Below are 21,133 nucleotides of genomic sequence, written 5' to 3'. Positions count from 1 at the left end.
GTATCGAACATCTCGGCAATGCCGGACTTTTTTAAAGCTTTCTTTCCCTAAGAGGGGCGCTGGCCGTCTTCAGCATCCTTTTTTTTCAAATGCGATTGCAGGTGTTCGAAAGCGCGGCGCATACCGTGTAACTGATCGAGCAGGTGCAGAATAACATCAACACCTGCGTCATTCGCCCCCACATTTTCTGTAAGGTCGCGGATGAGATGGACCCGCGCGATATCCGCATCCGAAAAGCCCGGTCCCGAGGACGTTTGTTCCGGCTTGACCCATTCCTGCTCGATCCAGAATTCCAGCGTCTGCCCCTGCACACCCGAGCGAATAAGGAACTCCTTCTTCGTGATAATCATGACTTGTCCTCGCGTGGGTTGAAGTCTTTTCCAGCGCTCCAGTTCGACACAAAAGTCTCGAGCTCCGGGTCTACGTGCCTGGGCAGGATAATCCTGAGCCTGACGAACTCGTCCCCCTGCCCGCCCCCTCGCCTCGGTGCACCTTTGCCGCGCAGGCGCAGCGTCGTACCCGTGTTCGAACCTTTCGGTATTGACATCGACACGTCGCCGGTCGGTGTCGGCACCCGGATCTTGCCGCCAAGAACGGCTTCTGTAAGAGAAATCGGCAAATCGATGGAAATGTCGTCGCCATCACGCTGGAACCGAGGATCCGCCAGAACCTCTATCTGGATGAGGGCATCGCCGGGACCGCCTTTGCCTGCCCCCGGCGCTCCCTTGCCCTTGAGGCGAAGGGTCTTGCCGTCGACAAGGCCGGCCGGAATGGTGACGTCCAATGTGCCGCCGCCCGGTAGTGTCAAGCGCTTGCTGGCACCGATAATCGATTCAACGAAGGAGATCGCCAGAGTATAGTGCAGATCCTCGCCTCGCCGGTTGGCACGGCTGCGCTGTCCGCGTCTGAGCAATTCGGCGAAGGCGTCGTCGTTATCCATGAAGTCGGCAAAACCAGACGTATCCATATAGGGATGACCGCCATCCGAATGGGCGTAGTTCCGGTAATATGAATGTTGCGGGCGCTCTGCTCCACTCTCGTCGATCTCCCCGGCATCAAAGCGTTTCCGCTTTTCTGCATCGCTGAGCAGGTCGTACGCTCCCGCAACCTCCTTGAACTTCTCTTCCGCGGCTTTGTCGCCGGGGTTCAGGTCGGGATGCAGCTTTTTCGCGAGCTTGCGATACGCGGACTGGATGTCCGCCGCAGACGCGGATTGGCTGACACCGAGCACCTCATATGGGTTTTTCACATCTTGCTCCGGCTAAAAATTTGAGTTGGGCCATTCCCGATCAAAAACCTTTCGGAGCATTTAAACTCCTGTCCACGAAACTGAACAAGTCATGATCAAGCGTTGCGAACCTGGCAACACCAGAGAAAGTGCGGAGAAGCTTGCGCCGCCCCGCACGCCTCCTGTCAATTGGCCTTCTTCTGTTCGTCGTCGATCTCGGTGTAATCCGCATCAACGACATCCTCGCTCCCTGCAGATTGTGAACTCGAACCCGTCTGCTGCGATTGCGCATAGACGGCTTCCGCCAGCTTCATGCTCATCTGCTGAAGCGCATTGGCCTTCGTCGTGATCGCCTCGCCGTCATTGCCAGTCAACGCTTCGCGCAGATCGGACAAGGCGTCCTCAATCGACTTGCGGTCGGCATCTCCAAGCTTTGCACCGTGTTCGGCCAACGCCTTTTCGGTCTCGTGAACGAGCGCGTCGCCAGCATTCTTGGCCTCGATGGTGGCTCTTCGTTTCTTGTCTTCCTCGGCATGGGCTTCAGCATCCTTCACCATCCGGTCAATGTCCGCTTCCGAAAGACCGCCCGACGCCTGAATCTGGATACGCTGTTCCTTACCTGTTCCCTTGTCCTTGGCCGAGACGTTGACGATGCCGTTTGCGTCGATGTCGAATGTAACTTCGATCTGCGGGGTGCCGCGCGGCGCCGGCGGGATGCCCATCAGATCGAACTGACCGAGCAGTTTGTTGTCGGCCGCCAGTTCACGCTCACCCTGGAAGACACGAATCGTAACCGCATTCTGATTGTCTTCGGCGGTGGAGAAGGTCTGGCTCTTCTTCGCCGGCACGGTGGTATTGCGTTCGATAAGGCGGGTGAAGACACCTCCGAGCGTTTCCAGTCCGAGAGACAGAGGCGTCACGTCGAGAAGCAGGACGTCCTTGACGTCTCCCTGCAATACGCCCGCCTGGATCGCAGCGCCGATTGCGACCACTTCGTCGGGGTTGACGCCCTTATGAGGTTCCTTGCCGAAAATCTTTTCGACCACTTCCTGGATTTTTGGCATTCTGGTCATGCCACCGACAAGGACTACCTCACTGACATCCTTTGCGGTCAGCCCTGCGTCCTTCAAGGCGCTCAGGCAGGGCTCGATGGTTCGCTGGACGAGATCCTCGACGAGGGACTCGAACTTGGCGCGTGTAATCTTCACCTGCAGATGCTTCGGCCCGGTGGCGTCTGCGGTGATGAAGGGAAGATTGACCTCGGTCTGCGTCGTCGTAGAGAGCTCGATCTTCGCTTTTTCCGCCGCCTCCTTGAGGCGCTGCAGGGCAAGCTTGTCGGTCTTCAGGTCGATACCCTGATCCTTCTTGAATTCGGACGAGATGTATTCGACGAGGCGCATGTCGAAATCCTCGCCACCGAGGAAGGTATCGCCATTTGTCGACTTAACCTCGAAGACGCCATCGCCAATGTCGAGAATAGAAACGTCGAACGTGCCGCCACCAAGATCGTAGACCGCGATCTTCGACTGCTTCTTCTTGTCGAGTCCGTAGGCCAGCGCTGCGGCCGTCGGCTCGTTGATAATGCGCAGCACTTCCAGACCGGCGATCTTGCCTGCATCCTTGGTCGCCTGACGCTGCGCGTCGTTGAAATAGGCGGGCACGGTAATGACCGCCTGCGTGATCTTCTCGCCGAGATTGGCCTCTGCCGTTTCCTTCATCTTCTGAAGAATGAAGGCTGAAATCTGCGATGGCGAGTAGGTCTTGCCTTCCGCCTCGACCCAGGCATCGCCGTTACCCGCCTTGACGATCGCGTAAGGAACGAGGCCCTTGTCCTTTTCTACCGTCGGATCGTCGTAACGGCGGCCGATCAGACGCTTGACGGCGAAAATTGTATTCGTGGGGTTCGTCACGGCCTGCCGGCGAGCCGGCTGACCCACCAGTCGTTCGCCATCGGCTGTGAACGCGACGATCGAGGGCGTCGTTCGCGCACCCTCGGAATTTTCGATGATTTTCGTGTTCTTGCCGTCCATCACGGCAACGCAGGAGTTGGTCGTACCCAGATCTATTCCGATAACTTTACTCACCGTATGACTCCTCTGTTTGCTTCCGGTTTTGATGTTCGCCCCCGCACGGCCATGCGTCCGAAGGTCACCTCGCCTTGCCGCCAACTCACCCCCAGGTCGACGTCGCAGATCAGGATGCCGATCTGCGTTATCTATGCCTGTGCACATACGGCCATGCCGCCAGCCAGTTGGTACTGCCCGAATATCTCAGCAACACGCGTGCCAGTTTCCAACGCCTATAAATATCAATGATATACAGTCAATTTCGCATCAAAATCGGACAGGATGTCTCGATCATTTCAGACAAAATGTCCAAGGTCGAAGGGCGGATGATAACAGTCGGCAGTGAAGGGCGGCGAGTGCGCATGCTAGGACGATGCTCGCGAGCCGCCTTTCAATCGGCGCGATTATGCACCGGAAAGGAAGCAAGGTTCGCCAGGAATACCGGGCGCTCGCTGAGGGAACCCGGTCCTGGCACCGATTTGCGATACGGACAATATGTCCTCCGGCGGCCCGACATATTGTCGATGGGTCAAGAAACGGAAAACGCCATGCCTCTGTTTCGATTGAATATTATCCAGTTGGCACGCCTGTTGCACTTTGGGGCTGCGCGACAGTGAAGGTGACTGCCCGCGACACATCGCCAAGATCAACGAGGAGGTTCCCATGCAAGAATATGATCTCTACATCAACGAGAAAAAGCCGGCCATTGGTCTCTACGTCCGTTCCGGAGCCAGCCTTCCCGACTTTGCTGATCCCAAGGAATGGATTTTCGACGGAACTTCAGCACAGGATCTGTTGCCACCCAGCGTAGTCGAGGGTGTGGCTGCCGCGGGCCATGCATTTCGCGACATGGATTAACATGGGATTAATGCGGATTTTTCCGCATGGTCACGGATGATAAGAAGAGTTCAAAACATGCACGATGAACCATCTCTGCGTGAGACTACCGCAAAAGCGACCGGGGGTAGCCCCTCATTGGAAGAGCAAAGGCGCCGACTCGATCACGATATAGACGCAGCGAGGCACCATCATGCCGAACATGCCTTGGAAGCCAACGCCCTCGTGGCATCGGCCACGAGCGCATCGGCCATGGCGTACGGTCTACGCCTGTCATCAGCCTTCGTTGGAGCAATCGTGGCGGGGGCAGTGCTGGGATGGCTGATTGACTACGTCTTCTCCACCTCGCCATGGGGCCTGATCACATGCCTATGCATCGGCTTTATCGCGGGGTTCTTCAATCTGATGAGAGTGGTGAACGAAAACAAGCCCAAGCAATCGGACCGCACCTAGACCGACGTGACGCCCCGGACACCCCCCGGAGAGCCTGTCCTCTCTTCGATCGAACATAGGAGTTCGTTTCGTGTCCGCATCCATTTCCGATCCGCGAATCCAGGGCCGGCACTCCTCAAAAGTTGCAGTTTACGCTGCACTGGCCGGCAACATCGCGGTCGCAATAACAAAGCTGTTTGCCGCGGCCATTACCGGCAGTGCGGCGATGTTCAGTGAAGCCGTGCATTCGGTTGTCGATTGCGGCAACGAGGCTCTCATTCTTTACGGTTACCGCCGCGCGGTTCGGCGACCGGATCTCGTCCATCCATTTGGATTTGGCCGCGAGCTCTACTTCTGGAGCTTCATCGTCGCTCTGATGCTGTTTGCTCTTGGAGCCGGCGTTTCAATCTACCAGGGCATTCACCATGCGATCGACCCTCACCCGGTCGAACACGCCCGGATCAGCTACATTGTTCTGGCACTCTCATTTGTTTTTGAAAGCGCGTCCTGGATGGTTGGCTGGCGGGCTTTCGCTAAGGCGCGTGGCAATCTCGGATTCTGGGCGGCATTCCGCCAAAGCAAGGATCCGCCAGCATTCATGGTGCTGTTCGAGGATACCGCCGCGCTGATCGGCATCATCATTGCCGCAATCGGTATCGCCGCAGCCGAAACACTCGACATGCCGGTACTCGATGGAGCCGCTTCCATCCTTATCGGTTTTGTCCTTGCGATTACCGCTGTCCTGCTTGCGATCGAGAGCAAAAGCCTTCTGATCGGGGAGCGGGCGACGCCGGCCCTCGTCGAGGCAATCTGTCGGATAGCCCAGAAAGAGCCCGGAGTAGTTCATGCAAACAGCGCCCTGACGGCGCAACTCGCCCCCGATCAGGCGATGGTTGCTCTCAGTATCGACTTCGATCCGACACTGTTCACGGAACAGATAGAAGCCTGCGTGGCCTCGATCGAAAAGAAGGTTCGCGCTGCTCATCCAGAGGTCGTGGCTCTGTTCGTCAAACCGCAGACGCTCGCCGAGTTCGAAAACGCCCGTTTGAAGAGATTTGGCAACTACAGGCTACCCGTGAAGTAACCTTAAGCTGCGGTGAAAAGACTGGCGCGCCGGGTATGCGATGCGTTCGCCATGTCTCGATGCGGCCGACATATTGTCCGGCTGCAACCGACAATATGTCTTCGCAAGGGCAGAGGCCCCACCATCAAGGCTTTGCTTTCATTAAATTATTCAACTGGCACAGTCATTGCGTGGATATTTCCAGCCAGTTGCGGTTCGCGCTGGCAGGTTCAACCGCTTGCTCGCCGATACCCGACCTGACGAAGGAGGCGGAGATGACAACCATAACCAAGTTTCCCACTCGTGCGGAAAACTCTATCGTCTTGCGAAAGAAATGGGGGTGGTTTTTGCTCCTCGGTGTTTTGTTCATTGCGCTGGGCGCGATCGCGGCTGGCCACCTTTTCTATGCAACGATCGCGGCCGTTTTTTATGTTGGCGCTTTGATGTCCGCAGCAGGCGTATTGCAATTCTTTCACGCGTTCAGCGTCAGGAACTGGGGTGGTTTTCTCCTGTGGCTCGCCAGTGGCCTGCTTTATACCGCAGCCGGGATAGCCGCCTTCACCAATCCTGCATTCAGCTCGGTTGCCCTCACTCTGGTCGTCGCTCTTTTGATCACGACATCGGGCATCGTTCGCCTGATCCTGGGGTTGAGGGCCAAACCGGAAAAGGGATGGGGATGGGTCGTCGCATCGGGCACACTGACAATTCTGGCGGGACTGATGTTCCTGATCGGATGGCCATTCAATAGCACGTGGCTGCTCGGTCTGTTGCTGGCGATCGATCTCATGTTCCAGGGCGTGGCATTGATCGGCCTCGCCTACCAGCTCGGCACGATCACCTGACCCTTTCCCCACGCTCCGCATTCGCGGTGTCGCCGGGGCGGCCCAAATGAAAAACGACGACAGGATACTCAGATGAGCAACGAAAAAAACCACCCTCATGAAAAGCAGATAATGGACAAGGACACGTCCATTCACCCCGTTGAAGGCGACACCACTGCGCAAAACGAAGTGTCCGATGATCGTCAGCCCGCACATGAAGTCGCCCTGTCAGAAAAAGTCACGATCCTTGAAGAGGAGATCAAGCGTCTTCAGGATCGCCTGCTTCGTGCGTTGGCAGAGACGGAAAATGTGCGCCGCCGGGCAGAGCGCGATGTAAGCGATGCAAAGCAATATGCCGTCACCCAGTTCGCCCGCGACATGACGAGGGTAGCAGACAATCTCGATCGTGCGATTACCAGCATTCCGGAGAAATTGCGCCGCGATGAAGGGCCGGTAAAGACGCTGATTGAAGGTGTCGAACTGACCGGGAAGGAATTGTTGCACTCGCTGGAAAAGCATGGCGTCACCAAGCTCGACCCTGAGGGTAAAGCATTCGATCCGAATTTTCACGAAGCAATGTTCGAGGCGGAAGATCCAAGTGTCCCGCACGGCACGGTCACGATGGTGGCCGAACCGGGCTACGCCATCGGCGCTCGTCCCTTACGTCCCGCAAAGGTCGCCGTCTCTCGCGGTGGTCCGCCACGTAAGCCTCAAAGTTGATTGCCGCCTCTCTTGAAAGAAACAAACAGACCACGAAACTTTGTTCGGTTGAATCGGGGATACCAAATGACAATCGGTAACAGAATAGCTCCGATACGCTTCCTGGTCTTTGCTGCGGTCCTTGTGCTTTCGGTCATCGTTGCTACAGCGTTGCATGCCGAGTGGAATATCGCTCTCCTTGTCGGGTTCGATGTGGCGACATGCGTTTTCATCGTGAGCACGTTTCCACTGCTTGACGACAGCCCTGAAGAAATTCGGGCTGCGGCAAAGCGTAACGATGCAAACCGCGCAGGACTGCTCGCGATCACGGTGCTGCTTTGCCTTGTCGTTCTCATCGCAATCGGAACGCTGGTCGCCAGACCCACGACACCGGAATGGACGGATGTCGCTCTGATTGTTCTGACGCTGATATTGTCATGGCTCTTTGCAAATACGGTCTTTGCAATGCACTACATCCACCTCTTCTACTCCCAGGAACAGGGAAAAGATCTCGGTGGACTGAAGGTGCCCAATACTCCGAGCCCTGGATACTGGGACCTATTTTATTTCAGCTTCACACTGGGCATGACGTTCCAGACTTCGGATATCACGGTAACGGGTTGGCACATGCGTAAAGTCGTCCTGTTCCAATGCATGGCGGCATTCATTTTCAACATGGGCGTTCTGGCTTTCACAATCAACGCGCTGGGAAGCCTATGAATAAGCGGCCACGGCTCTTGTAAATTCCAGCCTGAATGCGACCGTCGGAGCGGAAATGGTGAGAACTGAATCCATTTCCGCCCTTCAACAGAACAACAGATTTGGGCCGGGGGCGGACTGTTCGCTTCGGGAGACCAGCGATGTAGTAGAAGCCATGGGCGCGAGCGACATCTACGACTGCTTCCGCCCCATTGAAGACGTTCACTGGCTTGATCGCGATGCTGCAAACCGGACATAATACAACAGCAAAACGTGTCGCAGGTTTTGGGAATTAGGCGACAGGTGTGGTATCTTACCAGAGAGACAATGAGAGATATGAACCGCAGTGTCACCTTCACTTTGACCGCCGACGACTATGTTGCCGCCAACAAGCTGTTCATACTGAAATATTCAACCTCACGCTGGCCGCTCGTTTGCTGGCTGATTTTCGTTGTTTTGCTGCTTGCCTCGCTCTTCACATTGGCGCTGCGTTTCCCCGATGCGCCTTTCATGTCGCTCTTCTACATCTGCGTGGTGGTTGTGATCTCAATACCGCTCTACCAGTATTTTTTCGGCGCTGCCGTGTTTGCCCGCAAGGCCTACGCAGACCAGAAAACCCTTCAGCACCCAATCACGGTTACATGGTCTGAGGAAGGCTTTAGGAGCAAGGGACAGCAGGGCGACTGGAATGTTCCTTGGAACGACTATCTCAAATGGACCGAAGACAGCAAAGTGATCCTCCTCTATCAGGGCGCGCGCGTGTTCAACATGCTGCCCAAGCGCGTCCTGACGCCAGCACAGATCGAAGACTTCAGGCAATTGGTGGCCGCCAACATCAAACGCGCGTAAAATGCCCCTAAGATCGAGCCTTTCCTATCGCAAACTCCAAAGTTCGCGATAAAATCGCTGCTGACTTCTACGAGGAATTTCTTTAGCAAGAGTTTAGCGACTAAAATGAAGGCGCGTCGCCGCCCGTGCACGAGACGCACGCCCCTGAGGATGTTCGACACCATGTCGGCAAAGGTGATCGAGCAGGAGACATCAAAGCTTCGCCGCCCGAAAGCCGAGCGCAAGCAGAAGAGCATCATCCAGCAGATCTCGGACCGCGCCGGGCCTCCCTCCCCTGGCTGCGCTCGACGATACGCTCGATCAAATCGAGTTCCAGCGTATCGCCCTGGCAAGGGAGATTGACACCTTTACCCAGTCCGAGCCGGACATGCGGGCAAAGATCGAAGAATTGAAACAGCGTCACAATCCTGCGCAGACGGAACTGCACATGCATCATTTCTTCCTGCAGACATGCCGTGGCAAAAACGACGATGCCAAACGTCAGGTGGTGCCGATTGCGCGCTCACTGGTGCAGAAGGTCGTGATCGGTAAGACCCCGGGCCACCAGCCGGCATCCCTCGAAGTCCATGGCCGGATCGCCAGTATCCTCGCTGCGATGGAAGCAGCAACAATCCTGGAGAAGCAGTTCGAGGCACTGAAGCAGCACGACTATCTGGAGAAGATTCGCGCCGGCGAGATCGACACTGCGCAGAAACAAAAAAAGCTCCTCGACGCTTACGCGGAGGAGCTTTCTGTTAAACGACTTGAATGGTCAAATATTCAAGTTTCGTTGGTTGCGGGGGCAGGATTTGAACCTGCGGCCTTCAGGTTATGAGCCTGACGGCTACACTCGCATCCCATTGTAATTACTTAACTAATTCTAATTGAAATTATTTTGTGTTAAAATCCGTGTTAAACACACATCTTCCCGCTGGAGCAAGTATTCTAGCCTGCAGCTTTCTAGCAAATAACAAGGTACGTGATGAAGTTTCAGATTGGGGATAGCATCGATAGCGCACATTGCACGGCTCTCAAGCATGAATTTCTGCGCTGCGAGGAGGCCTTCAAGGAGTTTGAGTCTTTCGCAACTACAATGATTCTGAAGAAGCAAGCAGAAGAAACAGGAAACACGACGTCTATCGCAGGCGAGAGCCGTTTTCTCGCTTACAAAACCTATAACGCCTATACGCGCTTTATCCATCACCTCTACGAATTTCTAGTCGGCGCCCTGGCTCGGGAAACAGGAAACACCGGACAAATTGATGCACACATCGCGGAGCGCTACATTATGGGACATGCGAACCGCATCTTGCAGGGTAAGCGGTCTGCGCTTCTTAATGGAACCGCGCCCTCATGGGAAAACCACATCAGCGCATACGCTGAATCTGTTCCCGCTGAATTTGCCCAAGAATTCCGAAAGTTCAGGAACAAACTAAGCGGCCATGTCAAACATGAGCGTTCAACTATGAGCCTTTCGAGATTTTACAGCACCTATCACCAGTATCTTTATATGCTTTATTGGAACTGCCTCGATCACTGGGGGAGCCATCGAAATAAAGAGTTTCCCGATTTAAGGGAAATCACGGACTTTTCCGTGCTGATCACGTCCCAAGAGCATCCATAGTGGCTGTGTCCGTTTTAAACGTGATTGCGTGCTCAACATGATCCACTCTGAAGGCATGCGGCCCTTCCATGGCCTTAGCCAGCGCCCACTCCGTCACAGGTTCGCCATTCAGCGAAACTCTCCAGAATACTGGCTCAAACCATTTAAGTTCCGCCCCATTTTCCTCAGAATCTGAACGCTCAAGAATGGTTTCGCCAGTTGGACGGTAGATATAGATAACGTCAAAGGCATCCGCTGCCGTTCGTGTGAAGACCATTTGAATATCTTCGGTGGCATCGAATGATGCGCTTTGGCCAACCTGAAGGCCGTCCTGGACCTGCTGTTCGGTCACTTCGCTCACGTTACTCTCTTCGACTGGCTGCCGGAGCCCCTCAAAGAGTTGGTGAAGCTCGTCACGCGTGCGAACGAGGAGAGTCACGGCCAATGACAAACATAACGACGAATAGCCATCCTCAACCGGACTGGGAAGCCCGCGTCCACGTTCGGAATTATCGCCGCCAAGTCGATAGAACGACATTGGCAGACCATGGACATGACTGGAGAAAAGGACATAAAGCCATCGGAAATGGTTGACAGCAATGCCGGCCCTCTCCGCAATTTCCTCCAGTGAGAAGAGATAGGCGGTTTGACCATGCAACAGCTTTTTATGCCTCTTGGCATCCAGCGTATTAAAAAACGGATTTGACGTGAGACGACCGCGCAACTCGTCGGCCTGGACCTTGAACCCTTCCACCTGCTCTGTGTCGCCCAGCGCCTCAAACATCCTGATCCGGCTCACACAGTCATGCAGGTTGAACAGATTCCATCGGCAATTCCATTCGTCTTCAGAGCATTTTTCCGCACAGAGATAGTAAAAGGCGACTCTTAGCTCAATCATCGTACGGGCAAGTCCCGCAAGGGACGCATAATCCCAATGCTCAATCCTCTTCTCTGCCCAAGGCGTGTGGGGTGCCAAGGTCAGAAGACTGACACCACGCGTTATGAGAACGGTAAAAAGAACGGAGGCATAAAAATGACGCCCCGTTGGTGCCGGAATTCCTGCGTAGCCCTTCGAGACATGCATGCACTCCCGCACGACATTATCGAGAGCATCTAAACTCTCCCGGTAGGATTCCGAAGGCTCCGTGCCAAGGTTGCCATCGTCTACGATGGCTTGAAGATCGTATTCGCCTTGACCTGTCATTTTCGAAAACCTAGCCCTGATCCGCAGCCTGCTTGGCGAGATCGTAGTCGTGGGTGTAGTCGCCGCTCTGGACCTTGCGTTGCGACAACTTAAACAACCACTCCGGCGGCGTCAGCGCGCGGGTTCGTACTTTTTCAAGCCGATCAAGGAGCGGTTTCACCTTGGCTTCGAACTGGGCAAAATCCTCATGAGAAGAAATGGTCGCGGCCTGACGGAAACGGTCCCGTAGATTGGTGAACTCTCCAGTAGCCGCAGTATAGTCGTCAATCGCACGATCCGTCTTGGATGCCTTGTAGACGGGTGGGATGACCGTTGCGAGCAACGTGAAGACGGCAGCCCAGGTCGGAGATGTCTGGGATACGATTTTCCATGTTGCCAAGGCACCGAACACAATCGGAGCCACCTCACAGAAAAGGCGGAAACGCTTGAGCCACCTCAGCCAGAGCGTGAACGACACCGCTGTGTATCGGCAGTTTTCTTCCTGTCGATGGCATTCATCAATGAGCCTCTGGGTACGCGGATCACTCATGACGCATCACTCGGAATTTGCGCGCCAAAAATATCCTGCCAATAAAGGCCCGCCAGAATATTGCTGTTTTCCAGCTCGGCTTTACAGGCAGCCAAGGCATTTCGGCACGCCGTCTCGGCACGGGTCAGCCACTCGCTGCCAAGCCAAATCAATTCGCCCGTACCGGGCATGGTGAGGTAGGTGTTAGACCGGCTGACGAGGTAAAACAAAAAGTCTCGCACCATAACATCATAGAAGAAGTACGTCTCCGCAGCATACTGGTAGTTCGCCAAAAACTCCGCCGCCAGCCGTTCAATCTGGAAGGATTTAAGCGGAACATTGCAATGACGCTGCCACTGCTTGAACATGCGTGCAAGGCGACGGGCGTTTCCATTCGTGCGGGCATCCGCCTCCGCCAACGCAGTTGCTTCCGCGCGTGCCGTGGAAGTCATGTAACGACCACCATCGTTTGCGTCACAGACAATGATCGAGCCGTCATCGCAGAGGAACCCGGGAGAAACCTCGATGGGCGTCGTAACAAAGGGCACGACCACCACTTGGCCATCAGCGCGCATGGTGGTTTGGGAATAGGTTAACGCCAGTGCGTTCTTCACCTCTTGCAGAAGCTGGGACTGGCGGTTGCCGGCACGCATCTGGAAGCGATGGAATACGGCCGGCGGGAGGAGGAAAATCATATCGACATCCCGTGATGGCCGCACACGGGTCTGCTTTCCCCATGAGCCGATCAAGAGGCTGTTGGCGGTCTCCGACGAATAGTCCCAGAAGTACCGGTTCAAACAATCCCGCACTCCGGCCTGCTTCGTCGTACCGTCCTGAAGTTGCGCGTCCGTGATGGCGAGATTGTCGATGAACTGCACGAAACGCCGTGTGACGAACCTCCACTGCGTGGGTGTATTCACCGCAGGCGACAACCCCCACAAGGCATTCACACCAGGGGAACGCGGCAGCCCTCCCATCAAAGAATTCGCAGCTATAGTGTCAAAAAGTGTTCCCATGTACCAAATATAGTATTCGGCAGAGATTCGGTCAATCCTGCCAAAGCCTGACGGTTTTCAATTCACCAGACTGACTATTTCCGTCGAGACTACCAACTAGGATTAATGACGCCACCCGACGTTTCATCGGGGGAATGGCGGCGACAAGATCTCGCATTCACGAACTTTCTCATTCCTCGTGTTTTTGCAGTTCGATAAGAATATCGTGAGCCTGCTCCAACCCTTTATTTAGCGCGCTTATGTTCTTTAGAATCAGACGGGCCTCGTTCGCCACATCCTCAGGTGAGTAGAACTCATCTTCCATACGCGCCAGCCTGTATAAATCCAGTCTGATTGAGGCTTTTCCGCCCCCAGCATACATCATGCCATCCAGGCGATTTGCCAGTTCCATGCCATAGCGCCGTCGAATGAATTTTCGGCTTTTATCAAGAAGCTCAAGCGCTTCCTCCACGTCCTCACCGGTCTGGTTCATTCGTGTTGCTATGCCTTCAAAATCCTTCAGCTTGCCGTTCCCGGCAGCAATCGCTTCGAGATGCTTGCGGGAACCATCGCTCTTAAAGGCAAGGACATCCAGAGCATCAGCAACCTTGCGACCCTTGTAACGCTGGACGGCGTTGTCCGTTGCGCGGACATATCCAATTGTTCTTTCGAGCATACCCATCAGCTTTTCGACAGCCGTGAGAATGTCGGTGATACTCATCGGTGCCGTTACATTTACCGTTGTCGGTTTTTCGCTCATGGGCTTCACCATTATTCCCACATTCGGTTTGCATCGAATTCGATCTTGGCGGCCTTCAGCTCCTTCACCAGCGCTTGTTTCCAGCCTTCACCGGGGTCCATGTCCGTGTAGACGATGCCGAACAAGTCGGAGGGGATTTCGACGTTTCCCTTCCGCAATAGGCAGACACGCCCACGCCCGAGCTTCCCGGCGAAATAGCCAAGCTCAAAAATGACGTTCTGCCGTGCACGTTGGTTCTGCCCCTCTGCCGATACCGCCGATCCGACATCGTCAGGCGTAAGGAGCACCACGGCAAATCCAACTTCGGCGGCACTGGCTTCGTACTTCTCGATAATGGTCCGCCCTTGATTGGGCTGCTCTTTGAGAATGATCACCTCCAGCTTCAGCTTCTCCAAGAACCGGGCCAACCCGTTCAGGGCACCCTCGTCGTGCCCATGAACAATGAAGATTTTGTTGGAGGCCGGAAGAACAAGCCTTGGCTTGGTTTGGCCGGAAGTGGTGACGTAGGTTTTGTAATCCCGCGCGAACGGAATGATCAGTTGTCCGGTGATTCCGTTAATGGCCGACATAATCTTGGAGCCGGAGCCGTAGTAGGTATAACCGAACTGCTCCATAAATCCGGTGTCGTCCGCAAACTTAAAAATCAGCAGAAGTGTCAGCCCTAATGCCTCGTCGGGGTCTTCCGGCCAGTCAATCGTCCCTCCCCCCATCCCACGGTCGGAATCCTGCCTCGCCAGAAAGGCTTCTAAATCCAGACCGCTCGTGAGCTTTGCGTTTGCAGCAGCGAGGTCGTCGTGGCGCAACAATCGAGCCAGCGTCTTCACCGGCTTTTGAAAGGTCTGGTACTGGGCACTCTGGAGATCCAACACCGCGTTGTTGATTTGGGTAAAGAGACTAACGCCATCCATAGTTATTCTTCACCTTCCTCAAGACGGGCGGCCGCAGCCCTTTCGATAATTCCCTCACGGTACTGCTCCTTCAGCCCCTCGATCAGCGGAGCCACAAACGGATTGGACGCATACCGCCCCACCCGTTCGTCAATGATGGATTCTACCTGCTGGATAGCGTTCTCGATACTTGCCGGATCATCCGGCGTGAACGTCACAGATCCCAATTCGCCATCCAGTTCGGAAATGGCTTTTTGAGCATCCTCAAGCTGACGATTCAGCTTATCAAATCCGGTGATCTTCACGATTCGCTCCTTCAAACTACGAGGCAGAATACCACTTGTAATGGCAATTGCACTTCTCTTCGCCTTTGGATGAAGCACTTCCCACGAAATTATCCGAGTTTGTACGGCCTACCCCCGTTGACGCGGAGATTTCTGCAACAACACTCGGCTAAAGCGCATCCATCGCTAAATATTGCTGGAATGAAAGGAGGACCAATGACCCGAGAAGAGTTGTACGAACTGGTCTGGACCAAACCCATGACGGAGGTCGCCAAGGGTTTCGACGTTTCCAGCAGCTACATGGCCCGCGTCTGCACCGTCCTCAATGTGCCGCGTCCCGAACGGGGCTACTGGGCAAAATTGGCCGTCGGCAGGGCCCCTGCCCGCGAACCCTTACCCGAGGCTCAACCGGGCGATCAGCTTCATTGGTCAAAGGACGGCAAGCTTCATGCGCCACCACAGCCTCGGGTCCAAATCCGGCGCCGACGTCCTACCGGAACCCCGGCTCCGGCAGATAATATTCATCCATTGGTCCGTGGCGCGCGGCAACATTTCGAGACCGGCCGCCCCGTCGACGAAGGCGCCTATCTCAAACCCTACAAGCGGCTCCTGCTCGACGTCACCGCATCGAAAACGTGTCTCGACAAAGCCCTTGCATTCGCGAACGACCTCTACATTGCCCTTCAATCGGCAGGTCACCGCGTAGTCACGGCCCCGTCAGGACAAGGGTTCTATCGCGGCAGCGTTGACGAGCGGGAAGAGCGCCGCGGCCAGCGCAACAACTACTACACTAGCCTCTGGTCACCGGACCGCCCGACCCTTGTCTATGTAGGGACCGTCGCCATCGGCCTCGCGATCGTGGAAATGTCCGAACAGACGCTGATGCGCTACATCGGCAACGGACGCTACATCCCTGATGCCGACTACGTCCCTCCAAAAGCCTCGCGGCGGTTTGCGGACCATACGTGGACGACCACCCGGGAAAACCCGTCCGGACGCCTGCGGCTGGTGGCTTATTCCCCCTACCCGCGCGTCACCTGGACGACCGACTGGCAAGAAACAAAATCGGCGCCACTCGATAAATCCCTCCGCACCATCGTCAAAGCCTTGGAGTCTGCGGCCGTTGACCTCGTCGCCCAACTGGAGGAAGCTGACCGGAAGGCAGAAATCGCCCGCCGCGAATGGGAGGCCGCCGAGGAACGGCGCCGCCGGGAGGAAGACCAGCGCCGTATCCAGCAATCCGTCAAGGACAGCCGCGCCCATCTGGGACAGGTCATCCAGCAATGGGCAGAGATAAAGAGCATCGAGCAGTTCCTGCGCGGGGTTGAGGACCACGCCACCAACCTCTCCGACGCCGAACGGCAGCAGGTCCTTGATCGCCTGACCCTCGCCCGCCATTTCCTCGGAAGCCAGAACCCGCTGGAATTTTTTATGTCCTGGAAGACCCCAACCGAACGGTATCAGCCTCTTTATCGCGATAACGAGGAATAGGCCTATCACGCGCGTGAGCCCTTTCTTCCGCGAACCGCTCGCACGCCTGCAAGATCCGCAGGGCGTCTTCCGGGGTCACCGCATCTATATGAATATCACCTACCCGCATGGAGACCCGTCGGGATGCAAGCCACGCCCTATAGCAATTGGACAGAGTATATATCCCGGCGGCAACAACGCCGGGCCAAGATACGATATTGAGAAGGCCAAGAAGTTCGGTCATACCGTATCCTTCATCGGAAATGGTTGACACGAAAAATACCCCCGCTCACGGACGGTTAAATGCGAACCGGCATTTTACAGCCTTTTCCCGATAAAGTCGCTCCTGAGCACGAGTTTAGCGGCGTTAAGTGCGTCATCACCTCTTCAAACTTTGATTCGTGGTCGGATATTTGCCCTGAGTGACCCATCTCCTGCGGCAAGACTTGCTCGCTCGGTCGTCGCCTCTATCATATTTACAACAGCGTTTTCGTCCATAAGCGCGTGCTGAACCAAATGTTCAAAATGATGGAAGTTGCCTATTTCAAACCTTCTATCGCCAGCTTTCCGGTACATGCTCGTGACTTGCGAACGGTTGTTTGTCTCAATGATAAATCCGCGCCCGCGAAGCAAAGCCCATAACTGAGCGGGATTAAAAAGGCTGAGCACGAGCACGTGACCAAACAGTACATCGTATAAAGCGTTTTCCTCAAGGTGCCACCACACCAGAGGGACAGCGCCAAGCGCTGTAACGGGAAAGCCACTTTCATGGTTACCAACCTCGCTTATGAACAGGCAATTATCCGAAAGGTTCGGATCGAGTATCTCCTGAACCGCCTGCTGCGCTGGCTGTACAGACCTCTCGACGTTCCCACTCTTCCTCAGAATCCTTTGACCGAGGCTCTCAACGCGCGGGGGCCGCCATGCCCCGAGCAGCAGTCCCGCTCCGGCCTTTTTAAATTCAAAGACCTTCCGGTGGCTTCGCTGAACAACATCCTCCAGAACTCTGAAATGGATATTTCCTGGTGTGTCGAGCTTTACATCCTGCTCGCTTTTTTTCTGTTTCTCGATAGCTTCAATGATCTGATCCATCTGCTGCTTTAGTTTTCGCTCGACGACTGCTTCGAGTATGTCGGGGTGAACAGAATGGGATTTGTCTGGCGTTGAAGCCTGTTCCGCTTGCTCAAAGAGGGGATTGTTCCCGATCTCAGCTACAAAGCCCAAAGTTATATTGTACGTATTGCCCTCGACGTGACGCGTTTTAAGTTCGCCTATTGTCGTAATCCGGCCAACGCGAGGATCATAAAAGCTGACGTCGCCAAGCCGCAGGAACGAGGTAATCGCATGGTATAAAACAAACATACCACCAAAACCCTGCATGTTCTCGAGGAAAGCTCGTTCGCCGACGCCGCCAACATTTGGCGGCAACAAAAGCTGACGTTGCTCCCGGGCGTGGGCTTCAAGCAACGCACCTTCATTCCTATAAAATATCCAAGCAAATCCATCGCCGAGGCTGCGTCCTATCCCAAGCGCCTCCTTGACAGCTGTGAGATAGAGGTCAAGCTTGTTCATCCGGGCACTGAACCAGATAGGCCGATAACGGCCTTTCCGCTCTATAAGGCGATTTTTCTCGGCTTTGATGGCTCTGTAAGCACCATCCAAATTCACAAAGGCCTTGGTAAGCCGGGTTTGAAAATCTACCAAAAAACGTGGCTCTATCTCGCCGCGCCGCAATTTCCAAAAGCATTCCCAACACCACGAAAAGTCCACATCAGCGGCATCGATAGCTCTAATTACGTCCTTCTGCGAAATCATTATTCACCGTGCTAATTCGAGAACCCCTTGTTTTTACCACTTATAGGAGCTTTTGTACGTTTTTTCGCCTCCCTGACACCCAACTACGGCACGTCGGGACCGCGATTGCCATCGGGCGGGAGGAGAGCGCGAGAGGAGGGGCTTTGGGGCTCCCCTCGCCCTGCTCTGTCCGGGTCGATCCCGGCCGTAGCAGGCAGCACTGAACGCAAAAAGCCCGGACGGTGAAGTCCGGGCTTTGATAACGGTCTTATCGCTGTGCGGTCACGCGGCAGAAACCTGCAACTGGACAGGAAGCCAGCCGGTTCCCTGCAGGAGCTTTTCCGCTTCGGCAACGGTCTCGGCTTTCGGGGCTTTTTCGATGGCCCGAATAGCCTGCGGCTTGCAACCGGCCTCGGCCAGTACCTCGGCTATCTGCGCCTTCGACAAGCGCGACAGGAATACGGCTCGCGGCTCCCAATGCTGGTGCATGTCGAGGTCCACCGCCTCCGCAATCCGGGAGGCATCCGCAAGACGGCCGCCGCCATGGTCGTGTTTCGTCTCCGCCGCATTCAGGTTGGCAGCCGTGACGAAGGCCAGCAAGTCCACCAGCCGCTCCATTGGCTGCTCCAGCAGCCACGCCCACAGGTCAGCGGACTGGCCGGGAAGCTGCTCGCCCCACGCTTCCTTCATCGCGTCCCATGCCATCAGCGCGCGGGCTTCGCCCGGCTCCTTGATGGAGACGGCAAGGTTACGGCGTTGACCGCTCACCTCTACCGCGAACCCCGTGCCGCAGGACAGGTAGGCATCGTGGAAGATGCGGGACACCAGCGGGTGCAACAGGGCGGCAAGGGCGACAGCCGGGCGGTTGGCAAGTTCGACCCGCATCGCTGCCGTGCGGATGGCAGTCAGCTCTTCCACCAGCGCAGCGGAATAACCGGCATCCGGCGCGGCAGCGGCTTCCTCCCCTGCCCCGTCATCCGGTTCCTCTTGGCTATCGCCACGCCGCACTTGCTCCAGCGCCTCCCTGTCTTCGGCTTTCACGTAGCCTCGGGCGATGTGCAAACCGCCGCCATGGTCGACGCTCACAACGCATCCGGCCAGCGCCATTTCACGCGGGTCGTAGGTTTTGGCCGCGTTCCGGATGGTTGCCATGCGCTCCTCAAGCCCCGCCAACAGCGCCTCACCCTCCTCAATAACCGGGTCTTCCTCCGCGCAGGCCTCCACCTGTGCCTGCACTTCATCGAAGCTCTCCCCAAGGGCAGACAGTTCGGCCTGCTCGGCCTCGGTCAGCGGGCGCTCCTGCGAGTAAATCCGGCCATGGCCGCTGCTGAACAGCGCGGATGTATCCACCATCGCCTCCACCCATTTCCAGCCTTCGGCCCGCAACGGCTCTGCGGCCTGTTCCAAGGCATCTGTTACAAGCCGGGTCAGCAAGGCCCGGTCAGTGAGGAATGTTCCGCTGTCCTCGGCGAACAGGTCACGGAGGACAGCTCCACCGGCAGCTTCATACGCGTCCAGCCCCACGAACCGCACCAGCCGGTCGGTGCTGCGCATATGCTCACGGGTCAGCATGGCGCGGATGTTGCGCGGTTCGCGGTTCCAGTCCTGTAACCCGAACCAGACCCCTTCCTGCTCCTCATGGCTGTCGCTCAAGGCCAGCGCACGGGCCTGCTCAACGGTCAGGCCGTCCTCACGCATCACGTCCAGAAGCTTGGGCGACAGATGGGCGAGCTTGAGCCGCTGGCGCACGGTGATGACCGATTGGCCGAACCGGGCCGCGATGGTGTCGGGTGCCATGCCGTTTTCGGCCAACTGGCGGTAGGCGAGGATTTCGTCGACGACATGCATGGCCTCCCGCTGCACGTTCTCGGCCAGCGAGAGTTCGGTGTCGCTTCCCGCTTCCCGCACATTGCAGGGGATGGCGACGTCCTCCGCAAAGCGCCCCTCCTTCGCCAGCAGACGCAGGGCCGCAAGACGGCGCGAGCCTGCCACCACCTCGTATTTCCCTTTCTTGCCCTTGCAGACGGTCAGGTTCTGGAGAAGCCCGTGAGCCTCGATGCTGTCGGCCAGCTCCGACACGCCGACGGCGGCATTGACGCGCCGCACGTTGGCTTTGCCCGGCACCAGCCGAGACAGCGGGATGTGTTCAATGCTCGCACGGATGTTGATGAGAGCTTCGGCAGCGGCGGCTTCATTCGTCATGGCGATAGTGTCCATGGTTTAGTCCTTCCTTGATTGTTCAAATCGAACACGGAGCAGAACCGCGTTCTGCTTCCCGGGGCCGCGCGAGCGGTGGGGTTGGAAGGGGACAACAGGCTTCGCGGGGAACCGGCTGCACGGAACGGAGCGCACGCGAAGAGGAGGAAGCTGGGCGGAAGCCCTGTTTGGGGAAGAAAAGGGGCGACGCCCCTCGGCTCCCCATCAGGCAAACATGCCGCGGGGACCGCGTCCTTGCAGAATAAAGGAACCAGCTACCTCAGGGAAAAAGTAGCTGGTTCAAACTGGAGATAAACTTATGAAATCAAATCTTCTTATCGGTCTCCGCAATTCTCGCATTCGCTTGGGGTGTTGCAACATGGCAAGCACTTCCTTCTGAATAGACGAACGTTGCGATGGCAATTAACGCAGAGGCAACAAGGCTGCCAAGAACGCCCCAGAGTAGCTTGGAATACCAAGGCTCTGGCTTCACGTACCTCTCGACCATGGCTTGAACTTTAGGGTCGACGAGTTTCTCAAATTCGGGGTCCATTATACAACTCCGAGGGCCCGCGATCAGGCGCAGGGGGGCTAGTTCCTGCTCATTCACCCATTGGGGTGAAATTCGGTATTCGCTCTCATGGGATGGCTCCTTTCAGAAAAGCCCTCAATCAGGGCACGGCAAATTTGCGACAGAATCATCTTATTGTCAATATTGTCGACAAAATTGACTTTTGGTCACACCGCGCGTATGGTGGG

At 56.0% G+C, this 21,133-nt stretch carries 22 protein-coding genes; 10 read left to right on the top strand and 12 right to left on the bottom strand.

Annotated elements, in window-relative coordinates:
• Window positions 1-47 precede the first annotated feature (47 nt).
• From FGF54_RS21940 to dnaK, 3 genes are all read right to left on the bottom strand, one after another.
• Window positions 48-350 carry a chaperone modulator CbpM gene (locus FGF54_RS21940; RefSeq protein ID WP_206696229.1) on the bottom strand — a complete coding sequence of 101 codons (303 nt, stop codon included), beginning with the start codon at window positions 348-350 and terminating at the stop codon, window positions 48-50.
• Window positions 347-1,249 (bottom strand): DnaJ C-terminal domain-containing protein, encoded by a 903-nt coding sequence (locus FGF54_RS21935; RefSeq protein WP_142781120.1) that lies wholly within the window; start codon window positions 1,247-1,249, stop codon window positions 347-349. Before FGF54_RS21935 ends, FGF54_RS21940 begins: the two co-directional genes overlap by 4 nt.
• Before the next feature lie 164 nt (window positions 1,250-1,413).
• Window positions 1,414-3,459, bottom strand: a complete 2,046-nt coding sequence (gene dnaK / locus FGF54_RS21930; protein ID WP_142781119.1) for a molecular chaperone DnaK — start codon at window positions 3,457-3,459, stop codon at window positions 1,414-1,416.
• 498 nt (window positions 3,460-3,957) lie between these two features.
• Between dnaK and FGF54_RS21925 the strand changes: the two genes are divergently transcribed.
• From FGF54_RS21925 to FGF54_RS21875, 9 genes are all read left to right on the top strand, one after another.
• On the top strand, window positions 3,958-4,152 hold the full coding sequence (locus tag FGF54_RS21925; protein ID WP_142781118.1) for a hypothetical protein: 195 nt from the start codon (window positions 3,958-3,960) through the stop codon (window positions 4,150-4,152).
• A 57-nt stretch (window positions 4,153-4,209) separates the two neighbouring features.
• Window positions 4,210-4,584 (top strand): AtpZ/AtpI family protein, encoded by a 375-nt coding sequence (locus FGF54_RS21920; protein ID WP_142781117.1) that lies wholly within the window; start codon window positions 4,210-4,212, stop codon window positions 4,582-4,584.
• A 97-nt stretch (window positions 4,585-4,681) separates the two neighbouring features.
• Window positions 4,682-5,647 carry a cation diffusion facilitator family transporter gene (locus FGF54_RS21915; protein WP_142781609.1) on the top strand — a complete coding sequence of 322 codons (966 nt, stop codon included), beginning with the start codon at window positions 4,682-4,684 and terminating at the stop codon, window positions 5,645-5,647.
• Window positions 5,648-5,901: 254 nt separating this feature from the next.
• On the top strand, window positions 5,902-6,468 hold the full coding sequence (locus tag FGF54_RS21910; RefSeq protein WP_142781116.1) for an HdeD family acid-resistance protein: 567 nt from the start codon (window positions 5,902-5,904) through the stop codon (window positions 6,466-6,468).
• A 72-nt stretch (window positions 6,469-6,540) separates the two neighbouring features.
• On the top strand, window positions 6,541-7,167 hold the full coding sequence (gene grpE / locus FGF54_RS21905) for a nucleotide exchange factor GrpE (protein WP_142781115.1): 627 nt from the start codon (window positions 6,541-6,543) through the stop codon (window positions 7,165-7,167).
• Between the two features lie 66 nt (window positions 7,168-7,233).
• On the top strand, window positions 7,234-7,866 hold the full coding sequence (locus tag FGF54_RS21900) for a DUF1345 domain-containing protein (RefSeq protein ID WP_142781114.1): 633 nt from the start codon (window positions 7,234-7,236) through the stop codon (window positions 7,864-7,866).
• Between the two features lie 315 nt (window positions 7,867-8,181).
• On the top strand, window positions 8,182-8,694 hold the full coding sequence (locus FGF54_RS21895) for a YcxB family protein (protein ID WP_142781113.1): 513 nt from the start codon (window positions 8,182-8,184) through the stop codon (window positions 8,692-8,694).
• A gap of 367 nt (window positions 8,695-9,061) precedes the next feature.
• Window positions 9,062-9,508: a hypothetical protein gene (locus tag FGF54_RS27365; RefSeq protein WP_168208212.1), complete on the top strand. Its 447-nt coding sequence runs from the start codon at window positions 9,062-9,064 to the stop codon at window positions 9,506-9,508.
• Between the two features lie 147 nt (window positions 9,509-9,655).
• Window positions 9,656-10,297, top strand: a complete 642-nt coding sequence (locus FGF54_RS21875; RefSeq protein ID WP_142781110.1) for a hypothetical protein — start codon at window positions 9,656-9,658, stop codon at window positions 10,295-10,297.
• Here the strand turns inward: FGF54_RS21875 and FGF54_RS21870 are convergent.
• The 6 genes from FGF54_RS21870 to FGF54_RS21845 all read right to left on the bottom strand — a co-directional run bounded on the left by FGF54_RS21870 (window position 10,275) and on the right by FGF54_RS21845 (window position 14,935).
• Window positions 10,275-11,480 (bottom strand): DUF5677 domain-containing protein, encoded by a 1,206-nt coding sequence (locus tag FGF54_RS21870; RefSeq protein WP_210247445.1) that lies wholly within the window; start codon window positions 11,478-11,480, stop codon window positions 10,275-10,277. The two genes, FGF54_RS21875 and FGF54_RS21870, sit on opposite strands and share 23 nt — an antisense overlap.
• Window positions 11,481-11,490: 10 nt before the next feature.
• Window positions 11,491-12,009: a hypothetical protein gene (locus tag FGF54_RS21865; RefSeq protein ID WP_142781109.1), complete on the bottom strand. Its 519-nt coding sequence runs from the start codon at window positions 12,007-12,009 to the stop codon at window positions 11,491-11,493.
• Window positions 12,006-12,866, bottom strand: coding sequence for a hypothetical protein (locus tag FGF54_RS21860; protein WP_142781108.1), 861 nt, complete (start codon window positions 12,864-12,866; stop codon window positions 12,006-12,008). Before FGF54_RS21860 ends, FGF54_RS21865 begins: the two co-directional genes overlap by 4 nt.
• 307 nt (window positions 12,867-13,173) lie before the next feature.
• A complete protein-coding gene (locus FGF54_RS21855) occupies window positions 13,174-13,743 on the bottom strand; it encodes a hypothetical protein (protein WP_142781107.1) in 570 nt (189 codons plus the stop codon).
• Window positions 13,744-13,754: 11 nt separating this feature from the next.
• Window positions 13,755-14,651 (bottom strand): TIR domain-containing protein, encoded by an 897-nt coding sequence (locus tag FGF54_RS21850; RefSeq protein ID WP_142781106.1) that lies wholly within the window; start codon window positions 14,649-14,651, stop codon window positions 13,755-13,757.
• A gap of 2 nt (window positions 14,652-14,653) precedes the next feature.
• A complete protein-coding gene (locus FGF54_RS21845) occupies window positions 14,654-14,935 on the bottom strand; it encodes a hypothetical protein (RefSeq protein ID WP_142781105.1) in 282 nt (93 codons plus the stop codon).
• 195 nt (window positions 14,936-15,130) lie between these two features.
• On the opposite strand from FGF54_RS21845, the gene FGF54_RS21840 reads away from it, so the two are divergent.
• Window positions 15,131-16,405 (top strand): hypothetical protein, encoded by a 1,275-nt coding sequence (locus FGF54_RS21840; protein WP_210247444.1) that lies wholly within the window; start codon window positions 15,131-15,133, stop codon window positions 16,403-16,405.
• A 366-nt stretch (window positions 16,406-16,771) separates the two neighbouring features.
• Here the strand turns inward: FGF54_RS21840 and FGF54_RS21835 are convergent, their stop codons facing one another.
• From FGF54_RS21835 to FGF54_RS21825, 3 genes are all read right to left on the bottom strand, one after another.
• On the bottom strand, window positions 16,772-18,199 hold the full coding sequence (locus FGF54_RS21835) for a hypothetical protein (protein ID WP_142781103.1): 1,428 nt from the start codon (window positions 18,197-18,199) through the stop codon (window positions 16,772-16,774).
• A 261-nt stretch (window positions 18,200-18,460) separates the two neighbouring features.
• Window positions 18,461-20,395, bottom strand: a complete 1,935-nt coding sequence (locus FGF54_RS21830) for a ParB/RepB/Spo0J family partition protein (RefSeq protein ID WP_142781101.1) — start codon at window positions 20,393-20,395, stop codon at window positions 18,461-18,463.
• Between the two features lie 304 nt (window positions 20,396-20,699).
• On the bottom strand, window positions 20,700-20,927 hold the full coding sequence (locus FGF54_RS21825) for a hypothetical protein (protein ID WP_142781099.1): 228 nt from the start codon (window positions 20,925-20,927) through the stop codon (window positions 20,700-20,702).
• Window positions 20,928-21,133: the final 206 nt, after the last annotated feature.

It is taken from the genome of Agrobacterium sp. T29, assembly GCF_006970545.1.
Taxonomy (GTDB): Bacteria; Pseudomonadota; Alphaproteobacteria; order Rhizobiales; family Rhizobiaceae; genus Agrobacterium; species Agrobacterium leguminum.
The sequence above is the reverse complement of the archived record's forward strand: the minus strand, read 5'-3'. Positions and strand labels throughout refer to the sequence as shown.